Annotated in this window: 17 protein-coding genes; 12 read left to right on the top strand and 5 right to left on the bottom strand. The window is 68.9% G+C overall.

The genetic code is table 11. The features are described from left to right. Window positions 1-44: 44 nt before the first annotated feature. Window positions 45-1,847: an Hsp70 family protein gene (locus tag AC3B6C_RS13090; protein WP_488373041.1), complete on the top strand. Its 1,803-nt coding sequence runs from the start codon at window positions 45-47 to the stop codon at window positions 1,845-1,847. A gap of 32 nt (window positions 1,848-1,879) precedes the next feature. On the opposite strand, the gene AC3B6C_RS13095 is transcribed toward AC3B6C_RS13090, so the two are convergent. After that, window positions 1,880-2,524, bottom strand: coding sequence for an Rv1733c family protein (locus AC3B6C_RS13095; protein WP_488373042.1), 645 nt, complete (start codon window positions 2,522-2,524; stop codon window positions 1,880-1,882). Window positions 2,525-2,809: 285 nt separating this feature from the next. Here AC3B6C_RS13095 and AC3B6C_RS13100 point away from each other — a divergent pair, with 285 nt between their 5' ends. Both AC3B6C_RS13100 and AC3B6C_RS13105 read left to right on the top strand, forming a co-directional pair. Next, on the top strand, window positions 2,810-3,526 hold the full coding sequence (locus tag AC3B6C_RS13100; RefSeq protein WP_488373043.1) for a hypothetical protein: 717 nt from the start codon (window positions 2,810-2,812) through the stop codon (window positions 3,524-3,526). A 54-nt stretch (window positions 3,527-3,580) separates the two neighbouring features. Then, window positions 3,581-4,702 carry a DNA polymerase IV gene (locus tag AC3B6C_RS13105; RefSeq protein ID WP_488373044.1) on the top strand — a complete coding sequence of 374 codons (1,122 nt, stop codon included), beginning with the start codon at window positions 3,581-3,583 and terminating at the stop codon, window positions 4,700-4,702. A 51-nt stretch (window positions 4,703-4,753) separates the two neighbouring features. Here AC3B6C_RS13105 and AC3B6C_RS13110 read toward each other — a convergent pair whose 3' ends face one another. Together AC3B6C_RS13110 and AC3B6C_RS13115 are read right to left on the bottom strand one after the other, a co-directional pair. Continuing rightward, complete coding sequence (locus AC3B6C_RS13110) at window positions 4,754-5,971, bottom strand: alkaline phosphatase family protein (RefSeq protein ID WP_488376258.1); 1,218 nt, start codon at window positions 5,969-5,971, stop codon at window positions 4,754-4,756. A gap of 80 nt (window positions 5,972-6,051) precedes the next feature. Then, window positions 6,052-6,891: a GNAT family N-acetyltransferase gene (locus AC3B6C_RS13115; RefSeq protein ID WP_488373045.1), complete on the bottom strand. Its 840-nt coding sequence runs from the start codon at window positions 6,889-6,891 to the stop codon at window positions 6,052-6,054. A 72-nt stretch (window positions 6,892-6,963) separates the two neighbouring features. Between AC3B6C_RS13115 and AC3B6C_RS13120 the strand changes: the two genes are divergently transcribed. The 4 genes from AC3B6C_RS13120 to AC3B6C_RS13135 all read left to right on the top strand — a co-directional run bounded on the left by AC3B6C_RS13120 (window position 6,964) and on the right by AC3B6C_RS13135 (window position 9,777). Continuing rightward, the gene (locus AC3B6C_RS13120) at window positions 6,964-7,479 is read left to right on the top strand and encodes a YtxH domain-containing protein (protein WP_488373046.1); all 516 of its coding nucleotides are present in this window, start codon (window positions 6,964-6,966) and stop codon (window positions 7,477-7,479) included. Window positions 7,480-7,564: 85 nt separating this feature from the next. After that, window positions 7,565-8,305, top strand: coding sequence for a YcnI family protein (locus AC3B6C_RS13125; protein ID WP_488373047.1), 741 nt, complete (start codon window positions 7,565-7,567; stop codon window positions 8,303-8,305). Further along, window positions 8,298-8,849 carry a copper resistance CopC family protein gene (locus AC3B6C_RS13130; RefSeq protein ID WP_488373048.1) on the top strand — a complete coding sequence of 184 codons (552 nt, stop codon included), beginning with the start codon at window positions 8,298-8,300 and terminating at the stop codon, window positions 8,847-8,849. The genes AC3B6C_RS13125 and AC3B6C_RS13130 overlap by 8 nt, the downstream gene beginning before the upstream one ends. A 19-nt stretch (window positions 8,850-8,868) precedes the next feature. Continuing rightward, window positions 8,869-9,777, top strand: a complete 909-nt coding sequence (locus AC3B6C_RS13135) for a copper resistance D family protein (RefSeq protein ID WP_055477045.1) — start codon at window positions 8,869-8,871, stop codon at window positions 9,775-9,777. Between the two features lie 159 nt (window positions 9,778-9,936). On the opposite strand, the gene AC3B6C_RS13140 is transcribed toward AC3B6C_RS13135, so the two are convergent. Next, complete coding sequence (locus AC3B6C_RS13140) at window positions 9,937-10,860, bottom strand: alpha/beta fold hydrolase (protein WP_010844536.1); 924 nt, start codon at window positions 10,858-10,860, stop codon at window positions 9,937-9,939. Window positions 10,861-10,890: 30 nt separating this feature from the next. Between AC3B6C_RS13140 and AC3B6C_RS13145 the strand changes: the two genes are divergently transcribed. The 5 genes from AC3B6C_RS13145 to AC3B6C_RS13165 all read left to right on the top strand — a co-directional run bounded on the left by AC3B6C_RS13145 (window position 10,891) and on the right by AC3B6C_RS13165 (window position 19,090). Next, entirely contained in the window at window positions 10,891-11,793 is a 903-nt protein-coding gene (locus tag AC3B6C_RS13145) for an alpha/beta fold hydrolase (RefSeq protein ID WP_488373049.1), read from the top strand. 659 nt (window positions 11,794-12,452) lie between these two features. Then, on the top strand, window positions 12,453-13,862 hold the full coding sequence (locus AC3B6C_RS13150) for a hypothetical protein (protein WP_488373050.1): 1,410 nt from the start codon (window positions 12,453-12,455) through the stop codon (window positions 13,860-13,862). Then, window positions 13,859-15,304: a glycosyltransferase family 2 protein gene (locus tag AC3B6C_RS13155; RefSeq protein ID WP_488373051.1), complete on the top strand. Its 1,446-nt coding sequence runs from the start codon at window positions 13,859-13,861 to the stop codon at window positions 15,302-15,304. Before AC3B6C_RS13150 ends, AC3B6C_RS13155 begins: the two co-directional genes overlap by 4 nt. Beyond that, complete coding sequence (locus AC3B6C_RS13160; RefSeq protein WP_488373052.1) at window positions 15,297-17,255, top strand: hypothetical protein; 1,959 nt, start codon at window positions 15,297-15,299, stop codon at window positions 17,253-17,255. The genes AC3B6C_RS13155 and AC3B6C_RS13160 overlap by 8 nt, the downstream gene beginning before the upstream one ends. After that, window positions 17,252-19,090: a hypothetical protein gene (locus AC3B6C_RS13165; RefSeq protein WP_488373053.1), complete on the top strand. Its 1,839-nt coding sequence runs from the start codon at window positions 17,252-17,254 to the stop codon at window positions 19,088-19,090. The genes AC3B6C_RS13160 and AC3B6C_RS13165 overlap by 4 nt, the downstream gene beginning before the upstream one ends. 115 nt (window positions 19,091-19,205) lie before the next feature. Here AC3B6C_RS13165 and AC3B6C_RS13170 read toward each other — a convergent pair whose 3' ends face one another. Further along, the gene (locus AC3B6C_RS13170) at window positions 19,206-19,526 is read right to left on the bottom strand and encodes a hypothetical protein (RefSeq protein ID WP_488373054.1); all 321 of its coding nucleotides are present in this window, start codon (window positions 19,524-19,526) and stop codon (window positions 19,206-19,208) included. Between the last annotated feature and the right edge of the window lie 36 nt (window positions 19,527-19,562).

Consider the following 19,562-nt stretch of genomic DNA (forward strand, 5'->3'; position numbering starts at 1 on the left):
TACCGGTGTCGTGTGCAACGATTTGCACCTGAGGAGGTGGCCACGTGGCGCAGGAGAGCAGGCGGCGACTGTGTATCGACTTCGGCACCAGCAACACTGCGGCCGCATATCGGGTCGGGCTGGGTGAGCCGGTCATCGTGCCGCTCGGGCAGGGCGGACCCGCGATGCCCTCGGCGGTGTTCGCCGGCGACGCGTCCATCGTCGTCGGTCACGAGGCGGTGCTCCGGAGGCTGCAGGCCCCCGACGCCTTCGAGGACACCCCGAAGTCGCGGATCGACGACGGCGAGATCGAACTCGGCGACCGGTTCTGGCCGGTCGAGGATCTGATCGGCGCCGTGCTGCGGCACGTGCACCGCACCGCATTGCGCCACAGCGGACTGCCCGGGTTCGACTCGATCGTCCTGACGCATCCGGACCGCTGGAGCGAGCGGCGCAAGAACGTCCTCCGACGCGCGGCCCAGCGCGCCGGAATCCCCGCCGACACTCTGCGAATCGCCTCCGAATCACTGGCTGCCGCTTGGTATTACGTCTACCGCGGGCACGACGTCAGCGGCGACGAACGGATGTGCGTCTTCGACTTCGGTGCCGGCACCTGCGACGTGGCGGTCCTCGTCCGCGACGGTGCCGAGGGATTCACCGTCACCGGGTCGGGCGGCGACAACCACCTCGGCGGCCGGGACCTCGACGCCCGGATGATCCGATGGGTGCACGACGAAGCCGCCGAACTCGATCCCGACCTCCCGGGCCGGCTCCGCGCCCCGGCGGCCGCGATCGCCCTCGCCGACCGGGTGCGGGCGGCGAAGGAAGCGCTGTCCGACACCGCGCAGGCCGTCATCGAACTCCCCGGTACCCGGCACACGCTGCTGCTGACCCGGCGCGAGTTCGAGTCGATGATCGGGCCGTTCGTGGAACGGGCCGTCGAGCTGACCCGGGATGCGATCGCCCGCGCCGACGCCGCGGGCACCGGACCCAACGGACCCGTCATCGTCTACGTCACGGGCGGGACCAGCAGCATCCCGATGTTGCAGTCCGCGCTGTCGTCGGTGGGTCGCGTCGCCCGGATCGGTGACCCGAAGGTCGTCGTCGCGCAGGGCGGCCTCCTCCGCTCGACCAATGTCGTCCCCGGCATCGACACCGACAAGGTCGGGACCGGTATGTGGGCTCGTCGTATCGCGTTCCCGTCGCTGCCGGCCGGCTCGGTGATCGCCGGGGTCTCGGCACGGGACGGGCAGATCGTGCGGGCAGGGGAGCCTCTGGCCACGGTGGACTCCCCGGCCGGGCGGGTGACGATCGACGCGCCGGTCGCGGGCACGCTGCACGGCCTCGACCTGCGGCCGGGGGCCGCCGTCCAGCCGGGCGCGGTGTTCGCGGCCGTCGGTCCGGCCGACCTACGACCCGACCAGTGGTCCCGGTTGCACCGGATGCCTGCCGGGACCTCGCCCGTACTGGGCCGGCCCGGTTTCGTGCCGCCCGCGCAACAGCCCGTTTCCGCGCAGCCCGTTCCGCCCCAGCCTGTTCCGGTGCAGCCTGTCATCGCCCAGCCTGTTCCGGCCCTGCCCGTTTCGGCCCCGCCCGTTCCGGTGCAGCCCGTTCCGGCCCAGCCCGTTTCCGCGCAACCTGTTGCGCAGCCGGAAAAGGTGAACGGGTTCGGCCTGGCGGGGTTGATCGTGGGCATTCTCGGCTTCCCGCTGTGTCTGGGCACGGTGGTCGGCCTGGTGCTCACGGTCGTGGGGATCACCCGAGCCGGCGGCCGACGCGACGCCCTCACCACGACGGCGCTCGTCGTCAACATCCTCGGCGCCGTCGCCTGGGTGGCCTTCGTCATCTGGGCGGTCGTCAGCGGCTGACGCACCCGGCGCCTTTGAGAAGCTGGCGCCGATCAGGGATGGCTGTCGATGTCGAACTGACGCCATTCGGCGTCCCACCGCCGTGACCGGTGGTGATCGGCGACCGCGCGGACGAGCACGGTCGAGCCCCACCACCCGAGCACGACGAACATCCCCACCCCGATCCCGGCGATCAGACCCTCCATCACGGCGTCGGTGGTGGTCACGGGCGGGTCCACAACCGAGCCGGAGGCGTCGAGCCAGACGACGCGCACCCGGCCGACGGAGTCGAGCGGCTCGGCGTCGACGGCTGCCGTGAGCCGGTGGCCGTTCGGGTCCTGCCACGCCACGGTGGTGTAGTCGGAATCCGGGCCGGCACCGTTCTGGTCGACGCTGTCCTGGATGACCTTGTCCTGGATGTGGCTGGGCTGATCGCTCTGGTCGCCGCTGCCCTGGCCCGATGTGCGAATGATCGTCGCGCTCACCGAATGTCGCGGTTCCTGATTCTCGGCCGCCGTCTTGTGTGCCGCGTAGGTGTCGCCGCCGACGGTCAGGGCGATCATCACACCCGCGACGGCGGCCAGCCACAGCATCACCAGGGTCACGGTTTCCAGACGGTCCCCGCGACGGACCAGACCGTTCGACGATGCGTGCATGACACGCCAGCTGTGGAGTTCGCGGGCGAGGAATCGCAGCATGTCGCCCTCCTGATGCCGGTCGCCCCTTACATGGTCGTTGCAAGCGGACCGCCGGGACAGGGCCTTTGGTCCCTATGCGGGCGTCGAACCCGGCAAGTTCAGTCGTTCGACTCACATACCGCCTCGACTCAGCGTATCCTCAGCTTGCGCCAACCGGCCGAATCAGTGGGGGTGCCGGGGCGTAGGGGGTCGACTCGAGGGGCACCGATCGTGCTCGTCGTCGTGTTCATGATCGTCACTGTTCATGGTCTATGTGGAGGGGTTCAGTTGACCAGCGTTTTGTCTGTGCGCGCGTCGAGACGCGGTGCGCGCACGTTTCTCACGTCGTCGGCGATCGTCGAGGCGATCGACATCGAGGAGTCGATCGTCCTGTCCGGGTACGCGGCGCTCGCCGAGGACTCCGCGGTGTTCGGGGTAACCGCCGATCTCGTGCCCGAGATCGACGCCGCGCTTCGACGGCACCAGGCGATCGTTGCACGCCTGCGGTTGATGCACGCCGAAGCGGTTGCCGCCGAACAGGTTCCGTCTCCACACGATGAGGCGCTCGCTGTCCTGGGGCTGACCGGGCCCGGGCACGACGCCGACCTGACCGATGTCGCGACGTCCGAGCCGGTGCGGGCATACCGCGCCGCCGTCTCGCGACCCGACCACGATGACCGGCGCCCGACGCTGGTCGCCGTCGCCTACCTGGTTGCCGCGTCGCATGCGCTGACCGACCCGACGAACTGCGGAACTGCCTCTCCGGCACTCAATCTCATGCCACCGCCGCTCCATCGGGATCGCGCCCTCGTGGAGCAGGTGCTGCGCTGCGTGGTCGCGGAGGCCGACCCCGCCGCGCGCGCCGAGTTCACCGACCACATCATCGCTGCGAGTGCGGCCTTCGCTGAGGCCGGTCACGGCTCCGACCGACGGCTGTCCGTGCTGCGCTACAACCCACACTCGTTGCGCACGGCGTGCCGGTCGGCGGGTCTGGGCGAGGTCGACGTCCGTATCGCCGGCTGATCGGACCGGATCGCCGGGTGATCTCGGGGACGCTCGGGGATTACCCTGGGCGGCGTGACCACTTCGGTTCCGCAGCGCTATCGGTGGCTGCTGCACGTCGACCTCGACCAGTTCCAGGTGGCGGTCGAGCGGCTGAGGGCGCCCGAGCTCGTCGGGGTGCCGGTGATCGTCGGCGGCAACGGCGACCCGACGGAGGCGCGCAAGGTGGTCACCTGCGCGTCGTATGAGGCGCGCGACGTGGGCGTGCGTGCGGGTATGCCGCTGCGGGCAGCGCACCGCAAGTTGCCCGACGCGGTGTACCTGCCGCTCGACATGAGTGCCTACGACGCCGCGTCGGCCGACGTCATGGACGTCTTGCGCGCCACCGGCCATCCGGTCGAGGTCTGGGGCTGGGACGAGGCGTATCTCGGTGTGAGTGCGCGCGGCGCGGAGGTCGACCCCTTCGACGACGAGGCCATCGTCGACCTCGCCGAACGGATCCGGTCGGAGATCCTCGACCGATGTGGGCTCACGAGTTGCGTCGGCATCAGCGACAACAAGCAGCGCGCCAAGATGGCCACCGGATTCGCCAAACGCCCGCCGGCCACGACTCCCGGTGACGGCGTCGACGCCCCGCGCGTCTTCCTGCTCGACGACCGCAACTGGTTGGACCTGATGGGGGACAGGCCGACTCGCGACCTGTGGAGCGTGGGACCGAAGACGTCGGCGAAACTCACTGCCGCCGGGGTCGACACGGTGACCGAGCTGATCGCCACCCCTCGTGAGGACCTGATCGCCACTTTCGGACCGCACCAGGGCAATTGGCTGTACGTCCTCTGTCGCGGGGGTGGCGATTCGGCCATCACCGCCGAACCGTATCTGGCCCGTTCGCATTCCAAGTCCCGGACCTTCGCGACCGATCTCGCCGACGCCACCGAGATGCGCGCCGCCGCCGCCGAACTCCTGCGCGAGTTGCTCGATCAGGTGGTCGGCGAGGAGCGGTTGCCCTTCCGAGTTGCGGTGACCGTCCGCACCACGACGTTCTACACCCGCACCAAGTCGCGCAAGCTCCCGGCGCCGAGCCTCGACTACGATGAGCTGGAGTCGGTGGTTGCCGACCTGCTCGGCAGATTCGACATCGACCGCCCGGTCCGCCTGTTGGGCGTGCGCCTGGACCTGGTGACCGACGACGCGTGATCCGTAGCAGCAGAGGGCAAATGGCGCGCATTCCCGCTACGGAATCCCGTCTTACCCCGACGCGACGATCAGCGGCACGAGTTGTTCGGCGGTGGTCCAGGCGCCGTGATGGCCGAGCATCATCGACTCCATCGTCTCGCGCGTGCTGCGGGTGAGGGTGGTGTTGCCGCGGGCCACCGCGACGACGTCGCCGATGCGTTGTGCCACAGCGTCACTCACGATCGGTCCGAACCACTCCTCATCGATTGTCTGCTCCCGGGGGACGACGTGGGCGGCGTCGCCGAGATACGACGACCACCCGCTCAGCACGTCGTCGGCCGATCCCGGTGTCGCGTAGACGTGGCGGACCCGTGCCTCGCCGGCCACCGCGTCGACTCCGTCGAGCAGGACGGGTGAGGTGTCGATGTCGATCGCCCGGTCGGCGGTGATCATCCCGTGGTCACCGGTGACGAGAAGGGTTGTCCCGTCGTTCAATTCGGAAGCGAGATCGGCGACGAGCCGTTCCACGACATGCAGCTTCGCCAGCCACTCCGCCGACCCCGGGCCGTGGATGTGGCCGGCCAAGTCGAGTTCGCTGTAGTAGGCGTACACGAACCGACGGTGGCGACTCCGGCGACGCAGGGTGGTCAGCACGGCCTCCCGGATGCCGTCGGGGGTCACGGCGGGCACGAACTGCCCCGAGGCACGGAACGCGGCCATCGTCAGGCCGGTTCCGCGGAACTCGCCGGGCATCACGTACGTCACCCGAACGCCTTCGGCCGCCAGCGCTTCCAGGCTGCCTCGTTCGGTGCGGACGAGGGCCGGGGGATAGGTCATCAACGCCGACGGGCCGGAGGCGTTGTCGAGGGTCCAGCGCAGCGAGTTGAGAACGCGCCGGGACCCGCGGGTGCGGCATTCGTCGCCCGGGCGGAAGCTGTACCCGATGATCCCGTGCACTCCGCACGACGCCCCGGCGGTGAGGCTCAGGATGCTGGTGGCGGTGGTCGCCGGGAACCCGGCCCGCAGCGTCGTCGACGTCAGTTCGCGCAGCGTCGGGGCATGGTCGGCGTAGTCGTCCAGCAGAGTCGCGCCCAGTCCGTCGATCAACAGCACCACCACCGAATCGCCCGGCGGTACAACGGGTCCCGCGCCGCCCTGTGCGACTCCGAGCGCAACCGACGCGGCGGGCAGGACGTCGGCGAGCGTGTGGGGGAAGCCGTGCCAGTCGGCCGGGGTCAGTTCGGTCGGGGTCAGTTCGGCAGGAGCCGGATCGGCCGCGAGCGGGTCCACAGCCTCGGACGCCGGGAGCGGAGCGAGCGGGTCCACAGCCTCGGACGCCGGGAGCAGAGCGAGCGGGTCCACCGTCTCCGTCACCGAGCCCCCGAACCGGCCGGACCGAAGGCATAATGTCCCGACCGCAGGAATCGCACGGCACGACGCGCTTCTCCCTCGACGAGCAACGGCGACAGCGCATCCCGCAGCGCGATCCGCCATCGGGCGGCGTCGAGCGGGGCGCTCACCCGCATCGACTCGACATCGCGCGGCACTTCGACGACGACGCCGGCGTCGGGGGTGACGCGCTCGTGGTGTGCGACGGGGCGGGACGGTTGGTCGACGTCGATGATCGACACCGCTCCGTCGGCGAGCAGCTCGTCCACCGACTGCGACGGCCCCGAAACCCCCGGCCCCGCCGGCGCAGCGGTGTTCAGATCCCAGGCGACCAGTACCCGATCGGAGTCGGCGTCCCCGCCGAGCTCGTCGCCGAGCTCGCCGTAGAAGTCCTCGTAGTAGTGCATCGGCGTCGCACCGAGCTTGGCGAGGTTGAAGTAGGCGTTGCGCGCGACGAGGGGATCGAAGGTCCACGTGATCGTCGACAGGCCGCGCTCGAGGGCCCACCGGCGCTGGTGCATCTTCAGCGCGTAACCCACCTGGTGTCCGCGCCCGCGCCGGGTGACCCCGGTGATGTGGCTGTGCAGGGTCTCGCCGACCGGTGCGCCGAAGAACGCCACGCTGCCACCGGCGAGGTGGTCGCCGATGAAGGCGCCGGCGACGTAGTTGCCGGCGTGGCTGAGCGCCCGCAGCATGTCGGTACCCACGGGACGGTTCGTCGGGTCCGGCCGCCACACGTCGTCGAAGATCCGCAGCAGGTCCTCGAGTTCGTCGGGCGAGGACAGTTCACGAACCTCGACACCGAGGGTTGCATCCGACATGGGAACGATTGTGTCATCGCCCGGCGGCACCGGGGTCAGGGTTGGCCCAGCCCGCCGATCTAGTATCAAGGCATGTCCCGCACCTCCCGATCGCCCGACGCGTTCTCGCGCGTCGCCGCGGCAGGTGTGGTTCCCGCGGTGGCGGTCGCCGCGCACGGTGCGGCGAGCGGGGCGATGCCGAGTTCGTCGGGCATCCTGCTGAGCGTCGCGATCGGCGCGGTCGCCTCGATGCTGCTCGCGCCGGGCCGGCGACGATTCCTGACGGCCGCGGTGTCGACCACGATCATCCTGTCCGTCGCGCAGGCGGCGAGTCACTGGGCTCTCGCGCTCGACGCCGGGCACGCCGCCCACGGCACCTCGACGCTGCCGATGCTCCTCACCCACCTGGTGGCGATCCCGCTCAGCGCGGCGCTGATCGTCGCCGGTGCGCATCTGCTGGCCTCGATCGGCACGGTCATCCGATCGCTGGTGCCGCCGGTCGCCCTCGCGGCGCGCCCGGCAGCGCCCGTCTTCTGGACGCAGCCCTGGGTTCCGGCCGCACCTGCGCTGTGCGGCAACGGCGTTCGCGGACCACCCGGCACGTTCTGACGCGCCCGAACCCCAGATCGACAGATGTGGGGTCGATGCACGCGTCCATGCGCCCGGTCCCGAAAACCATCGAAAGACACATTCAATGAAGCTCAGTTCTCCGCGGGCGACCATAGCCCGCCGCATCATCGCGCCCGCCACCGCCGCCGCAGTCGTCGGCCTCGCCTCCTTCGCGGGTGCGGGTGCCGCGTCGGCGCACGTGACCGCCAACGCACCGACGGTCACGCAGGGCGGGTACGGCGTGGTCACCCTCGTCGTCCCCAACGAGTCCGACGCCGCGGCGACGACCGGGCTGCGTGTGACGCTGCCGGGTCTGACCTCGGCGCGTCCCGAGGTGATGCCGGGCTGGAAGTCCGTCGTGACCAAGAAGGACGACAAGGTCACCGAGATCACCTGGACCGCCGACCCGGGTTCGCCGGGCGTTCCGGTCGGGCAGTTCGGCCAGTTCCGGTTCTCCGGCGGACCGTTCCCCGAGCAGGAGACCGTCGAACTCCCGGCGCTGCAGACCTACGCCGACGGTGAGACCGCCGACTGGAACCAGCCGACGCCCGCCGACGGCTCCGAGCCGGAGAAGCCCGCGCCGACCCTGACGCTGCCGCCCGACTCCGGCGACGGCCACCACGGCGGCTCGCACGCCGCCGCTCCGACCGACAGCGCGCAGGCGTCGGACGGTTCGGGCTCGGAGACCGCCGAGTCGTCCTCGACGGACTCCGCCGCTCGATGGCTCGGTGGAATCGGCCTGGTCGTCGGCACTCTCGGCGCGGTGATCGGCGTGGCCGCGCTGACTGTGCTCCGACGTAACGGCCGTGGCGGCGGCAATGCCTGACCGTCGTCCGGTGGCTGTTCGGCGCGTCGTCCTGGTGCTTGCGGCGCTGCTGTGTCTCGGGCTCGTCGGATCGTGGGCCGCGGCCCCGGCGTCGGCGCACTCGCGGCTGGTGTCCTCCGACCCCGCCGAGGGCGCGACGGTGCAGTCGGGCCCGCAGACGGTCACGTTGACCTTCAACGAACCGGTCCAGTCGTCGTATGCGGTGCTCAACGTCGTCGGCCCCGACGATCACTACTGGCAGTCCGGTGACCCCTCGGTCGACGGACCGAACGTGCGCGTCGGCGTGCGCGAGCTCGGTCCGGCCGGCGAGTACGTCGTCAACTACCGGGTGACCTCGGCCGACGGGCACGTCATCAGCGGGCAGCGCACCTTCGAGCTCGCGGTTGCCGGCAACGGCGAACCGGGCCCGGCGATCGAGGCCGTCGACGCCTCGTCGGACGAGGGAATCCCGGTGTGGTGGTTCATCGCCGGGGCCGCCGTCGTCCTGATCGTCGGACTCGGCGTCGTGTTCTGGGTGAGCCGGCGACCGTCGACACGGCGCTGACGACCATCCGGATCGTGACATGACACTCCGCAACGGGTTCATCCTCGTGGTGACCCTGGCCGGCGGTCTGGTGGTGAGCTGGCTGCTCGCCCGTCCCGACGGTCCGGACCTGGTCGCCGTGCCCACGACCCTCGCGCTGGGCGTCTCCGTGGTGCTGCTCGGCCTGGGTGCGCTACCGACGGTCGACGCCGAGCCCTCGACCCGGGTGATCGGCCTGCTCGCCGGGGTGTGGGTGCTGGCGGTACTGGTCAGCGCCTGGATCCGCACCGCCGATCGGGCGGGCACCGAGGTGCTCGAGGTGACGGCCGGCGACTTCGGCGACGTCCTGTTCTCGGGTGCACCCGAGATGGTCGCGCTAGTCGTCGCGTTGCTGATCGTCGTGTGGGTGGTGCTGGACTTGCTGACCGGGATCGAGATACCCGTCCTGGTGGTCGGTGCGCTCGCGGCGATCGGGGTGCTGGCCACCTCGATCGCCGGTCACGCGGGCAACGACTCGTGGGGTCCGTTCCTCATCGGTGCGCACGCGCTGGCCGCGGCCTGGTGGTGTGGGCTTCTCGCGGCGATGCTGATCACGGTCCGCGGGCGGTCGGGGTGGGCGCGCAGCCTGCCGGTCTTCTCCGGCCGCGCCCCCTGGGCGGTCGGTCTGCTCACGGTGACCGGCGTGGTCTCCGGACTCGTCGAGATCGGCGGTCCGGCCGACCTCGTGAGCAGCGGCTACGGCCGCATCCTCCTCGCGAAGGCCGCGGTGCTCGCGATCCTCGTGGGCCTCGCGGCCTGGCATCGACGACGCTGGTTACCGGCGGTGCAGCGGCATCGCAGCAGCGAGACGGCCTCCGTGCGTGCCGCCGTCGTCGAACTGGCGATCATGGCGGTGGCGCTGGGACTGGCGGCCGGGTTGTCGGCGACACCGCCGATCCCCGCCGGCTGAGCTTTCCCACCTGCTCGCTAATCCGAAAGAACTGCATAACCCCTGGTCCCTGACATGCGAGGAGCGATAGCGACGAGCCTCGAAGGGCCTGGTGAGGCACGTTGTGATGCCCTTCGTGGCTCGCTTCGCTCGCACCTCAGGGAGCGGGGGGGTCGAGCCTCACTCGCCCAACGGCGGTCGCGACTGGTCCCACAGCGCGAGTAGTTCGTCGATGATGTCGGTCGCCATGTGCAGGGTGCTGAGGTGACTCTCGCCGGGCATCTCGTAGAGCTTCGCGTCGGGGAGCAGCGACACCATGTGCTCGCCGTGGGCGTACGGGATGATGTGGTCGTCGTCGCCGTGCCACCAGCGCACCGGCACCGTGACGTCGCCGACGCGGAAACCCCAGTCCCGTGCGAACACCACGACGTCGGCGAACGGCGCGGCCATCCGGCGGCTCCCGCCGTGGAGCAGGTCGTCGAGGAACATGGCCCGGAACTCCGGTCGTGCCAACAGTTCTCGGTCCGCCTGCGGGGACAGCCGGCCGTAGATGGTGATCGCGGGTTCGGCGATGGGACGGGCGAAGCCGAGGGCGACACTGAGCACCTGGCCGATCGGGTCGCCCGCGACGCTGACGAGTGGCGCCAAGAGCGTGCCGAGGCGCATGGCGCCGCCCTCGATGCGGTCGGGCCCGACCGTCGGCGCGACACCGCCGAGGATGCCGGCCGCCGTCACCCGGTCGGGCATCGCGTGCGCGACGCCGAGGGCGTACGGTCCGCCGCCGGAGAGCCCGATGATCGCGAAGTCGTCGATGCCCAGGGCTTCGAGGACCTCGGCGAGGTCGGAGGCGAAGGCAGCGACGTTGTCGTACCGATGCGGGGTCGACGACCCCACGCCCGGGCGATCCAGTCCGATGAGCCGGACTTTGCGTTCGAGTGCGTACGCGCGCGCCTCGACGGGGATCTGGCGTCGCGCACCGGGTGTTCCGTGGAGCCAGACGATGGCCCGTCCGGTGGCCGATCCGTACTCGGCGAATCCGATCCGACGATCACCGTCGGCGACGGCGATCGACCCCTCGATTTTCGGACGGGCGATGTCGATCATGTGACCAGCATCTCACGTACCGTTGATGGCGTGATCCCCGAGTTCGTTCACGGCACCGCGCGCGCCATCCGCCACGTGTTCACCCCGTACCCGGCTCGGGACATCCCGGGCGGACGGATGGTCGAGCTCCCCGGGCGCGGGCGGGCGTTCGTCACCGACTCGGGTCCGCGCGACGCTCCCGCCGTGTTCCTCCTGCACTCGGTGCTGACGACCGGGCTGCTCTGCTGGTACCCGACCATCCCCGCCATCAACGACCGCTACCGGGTCATCACCCTGGACGCGCGCTGGCACGGCCGCGGCATCGAGTCCGAGACATTCGATCTCCGTGACTGTGCCGACGACGTCGTCGCGCTCGCCGATGTCCTGGGCATCGACCGGTTCACGGTCGCCGGATTCTCGATGGGTGGCGGGATCGCGCAGCTGGTGTGGCGGCGCCACCCGGAGCGCGTGGCCGGCCTGGTGCTGTGTTCGACCGGCCCGTTCTTCAGCACCAACGATCCCCGGCACCGCGCGTCGTCGGAACGCATGGGACGCATCTTGCGCCCGGTGTACCGGGTGCTGCCGAGGGTGTCCGACAAGAGCCTCGACAAGGCGTCCCACACCACCATCTGGGCGCTCCGACAGTTCTTCTCGACGCCGCTCGCGCACCTCGGTGACTTCGGAAACGGCTTGGGGGAGTTCGATTCCCGTGACTGGCTGCACGAGGTCGACGTACCCACCGCCGTGGTCGTCTCCATCCGCGACCGCGTGGTCGAACCCGAACGTCAGCAGTTGCTGGTCGACGGCATCCCCGGCGCGCAGCGATTCGAGGTCGACGGTGGTCACGCGTGCTGTGTCCTCGGGGCACGCTTCTTCATCCCGCCGTTCACCGAGGCGGTCGATGCGGTCACGAGGCCGTCGGCCGTCGGAGTTCACACGTCCGCTGAGGGCTGATCTTCTGAGTGATTCCGTTCGCTCGGCGCGCTGCGCTTACCGACCGACAAATTTTGTTTGTCAGTCGGTAGAGACGTTCGGCGGGGTCTAGCGATCATCAGTCCTCGCCTTCTGATCGACAGTCATCCGTTGTCAGTGCTTGTGGCGCAGGCTTTTCGGTCGTCGGACTGGTACGCATGACCCACTTCTGGCTCCGTGACTATGCCCACAAATGCGTGCCAGGGTTCCGATGTCGCCGCACTTTGGTGACGCCTTGTTCCAGGTGACGCAAGAACTCTGAAAATACAAGTGCTGGTGGGGATCATGTGATCTCGAAGTGAGATCTTCGCCTGTGTGTCGAGGCTGCATTCGCGCCATCGCGCCAGACGTCACCATCCCTGGGCGGCTTTATCAAGAATCTCTTTAGCGTTAGTCTTCCGGTAGTTCGCGATTCGGATGTCAGGGGAGGCCCCGCGGGGTTGGCGTCGAGTCGCTCTCGGTGCCCGAGCTCGAGGCTCGGGCATCGTCCAGGGGGAGGGCCCATGACCGTTCTTGATTCCTTCGTGCCCGTGGCACCGCCGATTGCGGATGTCGACACAGGCCGTGCTCCGTCCAACCCGAAGCCGGGTCGCCGAAGACGAGTCCGGGTTGCGCTCACCAGACCGCGCGAGGTGTCGATCGTGGTCCGCTACGTCTCGATCGTGGGCGCCGCCATGCTGGCGTTCGCACCGGCGATCTCCGCAAACATCACGGCGCTCGCCGACGGGTCGCCGACGGCGTATCTGCTGTTCATCCCGGTGTGGGGGCTGATGATCGCACTCGGCCTCGACGCCACGCCTCGCGGTCGCGAGATCGGTGACGGCGAGTTCGATCGCATCCTCGTCGTGGTGATCGGCGGGGGACTGGGTCTGACCGCGGCGCTGGTTGTTCCCCGGATTCCCGCGGTCGCCGCGTTCTGGCACGCGGATCTGCTGCCGCTGCTCATCTGGGTGTTCGCCGCGTCGATCGTGATCTTCGGGATCCGGCGCGTCGTCCGCGATTACCTCGTCTGGGCGTTCTTGCTGGTCTGTTTCCCGCCGAACTTCCTGCTCCTGGGGCAGTCGTTCGGCGGGTCGACGACTGCCTTCGCAGTGCTGACGGTCGGTCTCGGGCTTGTCGTGAGCTACATGTCGCTGCGCCGGCGTCCGCGAGTCGCGGTTGCCACGACGGGTGCCGCGGCGCTGGTCGGCCTCGGGCTGGTGTGGGTCCTGTCCGGTGCTCCGGCACTGGCCTTCACCGTGCCCGCAGCCGCGGTGACGTCGATCGCGATCATCGTGCGTGTGCGCAGCGGAGGTGTCGGGACGACACCTGCGGCCCTGCCCAAGCAGTCCATGGTCACGCTGGCTTCGGGATGGCTTGTGGCGCTGGTGATCCTGGGACTGACCCCGCATGCGCCGAACTCGCCGGAACCCGTTGCCTCGCCGCCGATCGGCGAGGACTGGCTGGGGCAGATGCGCACGCTGGGAATCGGCATCACCGAGCCCCAGGTGTTCGACTGGGGTCCGCGGGTCATGGGTTCCGGCGGTGATGTGCGGCGGTACCGGATCACGGCGGGCGTGACCGGTCCGCAGACCAGGCCGCTGTCCACCGCGTACGTCGACGTGTACTCCACCACCGACCTGGGTCGCTTCTCCAGTTACCGGCGCGGGCTGTGGTACGAGACGGTGCCGCCGGCGACGATCGACGCCACGCCGGCGTCGGCGGACGGCCGGCACACCCGGATCGGCAGTATCGCCAACACTCTCGAGTCGGTGCGCACCTCGGATGAGGCGTTGTGGACCGGTCGATTCTGGAGCTGGCGAGTCCCCACCCCGGCCGGCGAGCGCTACTTCGCCTTCTACCTCATGGCCGCTCGTGATCAGGCGGGGTCGTCGGAGGTAACCGAGCCGAGGCCACCCAGCTACGGCACCACCGTCGTCGACCCCGCGGGCTGGCTCATCCGTGGTGGGACCGACGCCGAGGATCAGGTCGCCACCGACTCGGCACTGGACGTCGCGCTGACCGATCTGGCGTGGTCGATGGTCGAGGCCGTCGAACAACCGTCGCGATGACCGGCTTCGACGCAACGCGGATCACCAACGGGCCGCACGTCTCCGCTCTGTCCGCGCGGCACCCGCTGAGCCGGCACCAGCAGGTCGGTCTGCTGCTGGTGGCGCTGGTGATCGCCACCGCCTTCGTCATCGCCTGGCGCGCGTCGCTCGCGGTGCTCCTGAGCGTGTGTGCGGTCTACTTCCTGGTGTCGAGCATCGACAAGTTCGTCCTCGTCATCCGCGGGATGTCGGGACGTGGCGTCCTCACCGTCTCCGACGAGCAGGCACGCCAGATCGACGACGCCGACCTGCCGGTCTACACGGTGTTGCTGCCGGTGTACGGCGAGCCGGAGATCGTCACCAATCTGGTTGCCGGGGTGGGCAGAATCGACTATCCCGCAGACAAACTCGACATTCTTCTGGTCCTGGAAGAGGACGATCAGGAGACCATCGACGCCATCAGCAGGGCGGACCTCGCCGGGATCACCCCGGTGCTGGTGCCGCCGAGCGAGCCGAGGACCAAACCCAAGGCGTGCAATCACGCCATGGCGCTGCCTACCGAGCGGAGCGAACTGGTCACGATCTACGACGCCGAGGACATCCCGAACCCGCTCCAGTTGCGCAAGGCGGCGGCGGTGTTCGCGAGGAGCGGGCCGGAAGTCGGTTCGGTCCAGGCGCGGCTGGGCTACTACAACGAGCGCGAGAATCTGCTCACCCGTTGGTTCGCCATCGAATACGACCAGTGGTTCTCGTACATGCTGCCCGCGCTGAGCGCGTCGAACTGCGTGATCCCGCTCGGCGGGACGTCGAATCACATCCGCACCGAGGTGCTGCGCGAGGTCGGCGGATGGGACGCCTACAACGTCACCGAGGACGCCGATCTCGGAATCCGGTTGGCTCGCTTCGGATACCGCACAGTGGTGCTGGACTCCCTGACCGGCGAAGAGGCCAATGCCGATGTCGTCAACTGGGTTCGGCAGCGATCCCGGTGGTACAAGGGCTATCTGCAGACCTTCCTCGTGCACATGCGTAACCCGTTGTCCATGGTTCGGGAACTCGGACTCGTTCCGGCGCTGCGTATCTCGAACCTGACGGCCGGGATGCCGATCGCCAACACGTTGAACCTGCTCTTCTGGGCACTGCTGCTGGTGTGGTTCGCGGGCAAGCCCGACTTCATGAACAGTGTGTTCCCCGGACCCGTCTATTACCTCTGCCTGCTGATGTTCACCGTCGGCAACCTGGCGACCATCATGCTGGGTGTCGTCTCCGCGCGTACCCGCGACAAGCCCTATCTGCTGGGGGCGGCCCTTCTCGTGCCCGGCTACTGGTTCCTGCAGTCCATGGCGGCCATCAAGAGCATGGCCCAACTCGTCTACAAGCCCTCCTACTGGGAGAAGACCGTGCACGGGCTCTCGTCCATGCCCGGGGCCCCGCGACCGCCGAAAGGTTCTGAGAATGCCTAGCAATACCCGTGTCCGTCTTCGCCGCATCTGGTGTGCGACCGTGGCGGCGCTGATCGTCGGTGTGGCCTCGGTGGCGCCGGCTGCCGCTGCGCCCGGTGATGGGCTCACGACGCTCGACTGGCGGCAACTGGGGATGGGCAACTCGGTGACGTTCGACAGCGCCGACGTCCCGGTCGGAGTGAGTATCCCGGTGCCGGAGGGCATGTCCCCGACGCGGTTGTCCGGAGTGGTGGCGTCGGCGACGAATGTGTCCGACGCCTTCATCCAGGTCGCCCGGTCCGACGGCACGATCGTCGGAACCGTCGTCGTACCGCGGTTCGGCCCGCGGCAGCTGAGCACGCCGTTCTCCGTACCGCTCGGGGCAGTGCCCGTCGGCGACAACGGCCGGGCCGATCTGCGTATGACGTTGCGCAACGGTACCGGCGACTCCGTCTGTGGACCCATTCCGGATGTGTCTCTGACCGGACTGAATGTGGCCTATGCCGGGGTCGCGTCGTCACCGCGCACGATTCAGGACTTCTTCGGCACCGTGGTCGGCGGCGTCACGATCGTCACGCCCGAGAACCCGAGTGTCGCAGTCGCCCAGGCCACTCTGGGGGCGGTCGCCGCCATCACTGATCACTATCGACCCCAGCGGGTGTCGATCGACGTCATCGAGTCGACGGGGGAGGGTGTGCCGTCGCCGGGCGGCCCGCTGCAGCGCACGATCTTGATCCGCGAGGAGGACGGTCCGGGCGGTGTCCGTCTCGACCGTGCCGGACAACCGTCGGCGGCGCTGGTGATCAGCGGTGACGCCGACTCACTGCCCGACCAGGTGGCGCTGTTCCGCGACGGGCTCACCGATCTCGCCCAGACGAGTTCTGCCGCAGTCGAATCGGTGTCGGACCGGGAGATCCAGGGCTCCGATTCGGTGACCTTCGGCGAGTTCTCGGACCGCTTGTCCACTGAAGTACTCGGAATCACGACGCTGGTTCCGGGTTTCGATCCGACGATGCTGTCGCTGGGACGGCCAGGCCTGGTGAACGTGCACCTGCTCGCGCGCTACACGCCGGTTCGGGACGACGAGCGGGCGAACGTGATGGCGGTCAGTGGCGGCGAGATCCTGCACACCAGCGCGCTGAACGCCTCGGGCACCCTCGACACGCAATTCACCATCCCGGCCGCTCAGGTCGCGGCCAACGAACCGCTCGAGTTCCGGATCTCCTACGAGCCGGGTCCGGGTGCCTGCTCGCCGCGGAGTGTGCCGCTGAGCTTCCAGATCGACCCGTCGTCGACGGCGTCGTCGAGCACGACACCGGTTCGGATGGGCGGTTTCTCGTCGATCCCGCTGGGCTGGCAACCGACGGTGCAGGTAGCCCTGGACAACACGAACCCGGCTCAGCTCGACGCCGCTGCCGAGTTGATCGCATCGGTCCAGCGGAGTTCGGCGACCGCGTTGGCGCCGGTGCTGGTGCCACTCGACCAGGCGATCGCGAGCAACACCGGTGCGCTCGTGGTGGCGTCGGCGGAGAACGCGCGTGCGCTGAATCCGCCGATCAACACCGAGGACTCGTCCACGCTCGTCGATCTGGCGGCCCAGATCCGTCTCGCGATCCCCGACGGGCTGGGGACCATCCAGGCGTTCGCGCAGAACTCACGCACCGTTGTGCTGGTGAGCACATCCGGCTCGTGGGATCTCGTCGACCCGCTGTTCGCCTACCTCGATGACCAGCAGGGGGATCTGGCGAATCTTCGTGGAGACGTCTTGGTGGCCGGTCGCGCGGGTCAGACCGAGCTGCTGACGATCCGGGCCGACGGTCCGCGGGCACAGGTCGATCAGGTCGGCACCAGCTGGTTGATGTGGCTGGGGATCAGCATCGCGGTGGTTGCGGTCGCGGTACTCGTCGCGGTCGGGATCACGGTGTACCGCCGGCGTTCCGACGAACCGTCCGACGGCGCCGACACTCCGTGACAGTGGAGGTCCGCGAGCGCGGTGCGGGGACGACGATGGTCCAGGGCGTCGACGCCTCTGGCCGTCGTCGGCTCACCCGGGTCCAGTGGTGGGGGATCTCCCTGTTCGCCGGGCTGGCGTTCGCCTATCTCGCGGTGGGTGTCTATCTGTATCTGATCGTCGGCTACATCAACCCCGACGCGAGCAGTCGCGTGGGCAACGCCGGGTTCACCATCTGGAGCCGCGACCCTCATCTGGGCGCGATCGGTTTCGTGTGGAACCCGCTGCCCAGCCTCGTCGAGATCCCGCTGGTCGAGCTGTCGTCGCACTGGCCGCTGAACCGCTGGCCGGAGCTGCGACGCGTCGGGTTCGCGGGCGCGGTCATGAGCGCGTTGTTCATGGCCGGTGCGGGATGCCAGGTTCGGCGCATCGCTCTCGACTACGGCGCCGGACGGGTGCTCCGGTGGACCGCGGTCGCCGCGTTCGCGCTGAATCCGATGATCGTCCTGTATGCGGGGATGGGGATGAGTGAGGCGCCGTTCCTCTTCTTCCTGCTCTGGACGTGTCGTCGGGTCTTGCTGTGGGTGAATCGCTTCCGCGTCGTCGATCTCGTCGTTGCCGGTGTCGCGCTGGGGCTGGCCTATCTGACCCGATACGAGGCGCTGCCGGCCGCTGCCGGTGTCGCGCTCGGCGTGTTCGTGATGTCGACGCGGCGTCACCGCCCGGCGGGTACGCGGGGACGTACGGCGTGGCGGACCGGCGCGCCGTTCGGTCTGCACGACGCGACGATCGTGGTGATGCCCACCGTGTTCGCCTTCGTCCTGTGGGCGGGACTGGGATGGCTGCTCGACGGGAACGCGTTCTCCCAGTTCTCCTCTCAGTACGGCAACGCCGCCCAGGTGGAGGCGGCGGGGATCATCTCCGCCGAGGACGTCGGTGCCGGCCCGCTCGCCGAGGTCATCGCTGGCAATCTGCTGGGTATGCAGCCGCTGCTGTTCGCGGTGCTGCCGATCGTCGGGTGGGTCGCGGTTCGCCGGCGCCGCGTCGACGCGGCGGTGGTCGGTGTCCTCTTCGGTTCGGTGCTGCTGTTCCAGATGTCGGCGGTGATCCTGGGTTCGACCTTCGGCTGGTTCCGCTTCTACATGGCGGCGACACCCCTCGTCGTGGTCGCCATACTCGTCGCGCGTGGCCCCCGCTTCTCGAAACCCTTGCCTCGAAAGGCGCAAGCGGGCCCACCCCCGCTCCCTGAGGTGCGAGGAGCGTTAGCGACGAGCCACGAAGGGGCCCCCACACCCCGCTCCTTGAGCAGCGACCGGAGCCTGCGGAGGTCGCGTGTCGAAAGGACCTCCCTCACCGCACTCATGGCACTGGTGCTCGTCACCTCGCTACCGGTGACCGCGACGTCGATGCTCACCCCGTCGTTGGGAAAAGAGGAGTACGGCCTGCGGTCGGCGTTCTGGCCGGACCGCTATCCGCCGTCGGAATTCTGGTTCTACTGGTTCGGCGACGTGTCGCGGAACGTGGCTGGCTGGTTCGACGACCAGGCGCTCCCGCCCGGATCGGTGCTCGTCGACACCTTCGGCATCTCGCGGATCTGGTTGTTCTCCGACCGGCCGGAGCAATTCGTGGTCCGCAGCGATTACGACTTCTTCGCCAAACTCAACCAACCGCAGTCCCAGGGCGTCCAGTACATCCTGACCCCGCGGCCGACCGGACTCGGCCGGCTCGACGCCATCAACGTCCGTTATCCGACGCTGTGGGACGACGGTGCGGGGATCGCCACGCTGGAAATGACGGTCACAAGTCCCAGCGGGACGCCTCAGTTCCGCATCTACCGCATCAAAGGCTCGGGGTGAGCTCGACGGTCGAGCGATCTGCTGCCGGCCGAGCTCCTCACGACGGTGAGCTGTTACTGCTGGTTGAGCTTCCTTACTGCTGGTTGAGCTCGGTCTACTGCTGGTTGAGCTCGATTTACTGCTGGTTGAGCTTGTCGAAACCCCCACCTGCGCCGGCGCTCATCGTGTTCTTCGGCCGGGACAGTTCCCTCGTCCGATAGACCGTGACAGCGGCGATCACGACCGCCAGCACCGACAGAATGTCGGATTCGGTTATGCCGTGCTCGATATTGAAGGACACCAGAACCCGACCCTCGATCGGCTGATTCCACAGCGCCCAGGCAACGCCGGTGGCTGCGAGGACCGTGGCTGCGGCATAGCTCGGCCGGGCCAGGCACCAGGCACCGGCAACAAAGAGCAGATTCATCAGTACGAGGGCGTGGAACGGGTCTGGCATCAGGCCAGTATGGGTGCAACTCCTTGATGCTGGGAG

This window comes from Gordonia sp. 11cp, assembly GCF_057767225.1.

Excerpts from the sequence above, each read along its gene's own strand:
- AC3B6C_RS13130 (WP_488373048.1), top strand. The coding sequence starts at position 8,298 with ATGCCTGACCGTCGTCCGGTGGCTGTTCGGCGCGTCGTCCTGGTGCTT.
- AC3B6C_RS13095 (WP_488373042.1), bottom strand. The coding sequence starts at position 2,524 with ATGCTGCGATTCCTCGCCCGCGAACTCCACAGCTGGCGTGTCATGCAC.
- AC3B6C_RS13140 (WP_010844536.1), bottom strand. The coding sequence starts at position 10,860 with ATGATCGACATCGCCCGTCCGAAAATCGAGGGGTCGATCGCCGTCGCC.
- AC3B6C_RS13125 (WP_488373047.1), top strand. The coding sequence starts at position 7,565 with ATGAAGCTCAGTTCTCCGCGGGCGACCATAGCCCGCCGCATCATCGCG.
- AC3B6C_RS13115 (WP_488373045.1), bottom strand. The coding sequence starts at position 6,891 with ATGTCGGATGCAACCCTCGGTGTCGAGGTTCGTGAACTGTCCTCGCCC.
- AC3B6C_RS13160 (WP_488373052.1), top strand. The coding sequence starts at position 15,297 with ATGCCTAGCAATACCCGTGTCCGTCTTCGCCGCATCTGGTGTGCGACC.
- AC3B6C_RS13135 (WP_055477045.1), top strand. The coding sequence starts at position 8,869 with ATGACACTCCGCAACGGGTTCATCCTCGTGGTGACCCTGGCCGGCGGT.
- AC3B6C_RS13155 (WP_488373051.1), top strand. The coding sequence starts at position 13,859 with ATGACCGGCTTCGACGCAACGCGGATCACCAACGGGCCGCACGTCTCC.
- AC3B6C_RS13170 (WP_488373054.1), bottom strand. The coding sequence starts at position 19,526 with ATGCCAGACCCGTTCCACGCCCTCGTACTGATGAATCTGCTCTTTGTT.
- AC3B6C_RS13120 (WP_488373046.1), top strand. The coding sequence starts at position 6,964 with ATGTCCCGCACCTCCCGATCGCCCGACGCGTTCTCGCGCGTCGCCGCG.